2 protein-coding genes are annotated in these 2,317 nt (G+C 37.8%); one reads left to right on the top strand and one right to left on the bottom strand.

Annotation, left to right across the window (positions count from 1 at the left end; all coding sequences use genetic code 11):
- Window positions 1–1,468: S41 family peptidase (locus VIH09_RS07955; protein WP_331579665.1), on the bottom strand; the 1,468-nt coding region annotated here is incomplete at its 3' end.
- A gap of 207 nt (window positions 1,469–1,675) precedes the next feature.
- Here VIH09_RS07955 and surE point away from each other — a divergent pair.
- A partial coding sequence (gene surE, locus VIH09_RS07950; RefSeq protein ID WP_331579663.1) for a 5'/3'-nucleotidase SurE occupies window positions 1,676–2,317 on the top strand: 642 nt, incomplete at its 3' end.

The raw sequence follows: 2,317 nt of genomic DNA, 5'->3' as shown, positions 1-2,317 counted from the left end.
ATTCAATTTTTTTATCTCTGTCGTAAAGCACCTCTTTTTTTCTACCTGCTGATTTTATTTGAACTATCGGGCCTTGCTCTATGAACAATCCCGCAATGTCCACAACAGTAGATAGAGATCCGCCTCCATCATCTCGAACATCTAGAACAATTCCATTGACACCCGCTTTTTTCAATCTTTCGACTTCCAAAGCAATGTCCTTTCCGGCATCCCTACCGTCTGTATTTTCAAAATCAATATAAAATTTGGGCAAATAAATCACCCCGTATTTCAATCCGTTTTTATTAACGACACTTGATTTAGCGTAAGTTTCTTCGATCTCAACAATATCCCTTATTATAGAAATGATTTTAATGGTCCCATCCACTTTCTTTACGGTAAGGCGAACTTCAGAACCTTTAGGCCCTTTAATTTTTTTAACAACGTCATCAAGACGCATTCCAACTACATCGACAGCTGGTTCATTACCTTGAGCCACTTTCATCACTAAATCTCCAGCTTCAAGTTGTTTGCCTCGCCAAGCCGGGCCTCCAGAAATAAGTTCTGAAATTTCGGTGAAATCATTTTTCTTTTGAAGACGCGCTCCGATACCTTCCAGTTTTCCGCTTATGCTTACATCAAAACGTTCCTTTTCTTCAGGTGCAAAATAATTGGTATGCGGGTCAAAACGGGTTGTGATAGAGTTGATATAAACTGAAAACCAGTCATCCCGATCCAAATCATTCATGAAACCAAAATACTCATCTAAGGATTTTTTAGCATTCTCACGAGTTTCCTTTTCCAATTCCGCAAAACTTTTAGGTTTACTATCTTCAGCTTGCTCTTTTATTTTATTTAAATTACCATCGATTAAATCTTCCGATTCGTTTGCAGATAAACTGTCCTCATCGACAATACCATTACCTCTTTTTTCCTGCATTTTTAAACGTTCTGTCAACGAAGACAAAGTCGACAATTTAATTTGCTTTCTCCATCTATCAGTGAGTTCCGAAACATTTTTAGAATAAGGTGCCTTGTCATAATCGGTATTGAAACTCTCGTCCACGGTATAGTCAAAAGGAGTGCTTAAAATTCCTTTATATATCTTTTTGCTCTCTTCCATTCTCTTCATCAAGCGATCATAAGTCAGGCTGAAAAACGTCAAATCTTTATTTATCAATTGGTCATCCAATTGAGTTTCATATTTCGAAAACTCATCGATATCTGACTGCAAGAAAAATCGTTTTGAAGGATCTAAAGCTTGGACATAATCTTTGTATATCCCTTTGGAAAATGTGTCATCTATCGTTGCGGGATCATAGTGTCCTTTTTCAATTACAAAAGTCAACAATTCTAGAAGCAGCTTGTCCTTATCAGGGTTGGACTCCACTCCTGATTTGATTTTGAATGCAAATAATGATACCGATAGGATAACAATTGCAAGAAGAATTTTATAATTTCTTTTCATAAAGCTAATGATTGTATTCATTCAATATTTTTGAACTAATGTACGGTAAAAACTATGCCAAGGTTTGCTAGGCCCACATAAATTTTTGTTAAAGATATAAAATTGTTTTTTTTGTTTTGAGTTTAATCCTTCAAGTTAATAAATTTTGTTTTCTTTGTTAGAAAGAGACCTCTCAGTACTATTTATTTTACCCAGCACAACCTAAATCACGACTAAACTCAGATAATAATGGCCATAGTTAAACCTTTAATCTTAATTACTAATGACGATGGCGTTTCGGCTCCGGGACTAAGAGCGCTAATTGCCGTAATGGCAGAGATTGGCGAGATCATAGTTGTGGCGCCTGACAAACCGCAAAGCGGAATGGGCCACGCCATAACGACCAACAATACTCTATATTTGAATAAAATATCAAAGGAAGACGATGTGATTATGGAGTACAGTTGCAGCGGAACCCCAGTTGATTGCGTGAAATTAGCCGTAAATGAAATCCTAAAAAGAAAACCGGATTTGTGCGTTTCCGGAGTCAATCACGGCTCGAATTCTTCGATAAACGTAATCTATTCCGGAACGATGAGCGCCGCAGTGGAGGCAGGCATTGAAGGAATTCCGGCCATAGGTTTTTCACTTTTGGATTACGATTGGAATGCGGATTTTGAAACCATGAAGCCGTTTATTCGAAAAATCACCCTTGAGGTACTGGAAAACAATTTGCCGCAAGGAGTCGTTTTAAATGTGAATTTTCCAAAATTGAAAAAGGAAAACATTAAGGGAATAAAAATTTGCCGTCAGGCGAAAGCCCTTTGGGTAGAAAAATTCGACAAGCGACAGACTCCCCAAGGAAGGGACTACTACTGGCTTGCGGGCGAG

Source organism: Flavobacterium sp. (assembly GCF_036515215.1).
Classification (GTDB): Bacteria; Bacteroidota; Bacteroidia; order Flavobacteriales; family Flavobacteriaceae; genus Flavobacterium.
Note: the sequence above shows the minus strand (reverse complement) of the source record. Positions and strands in the feature narration are given on the sequence as shown.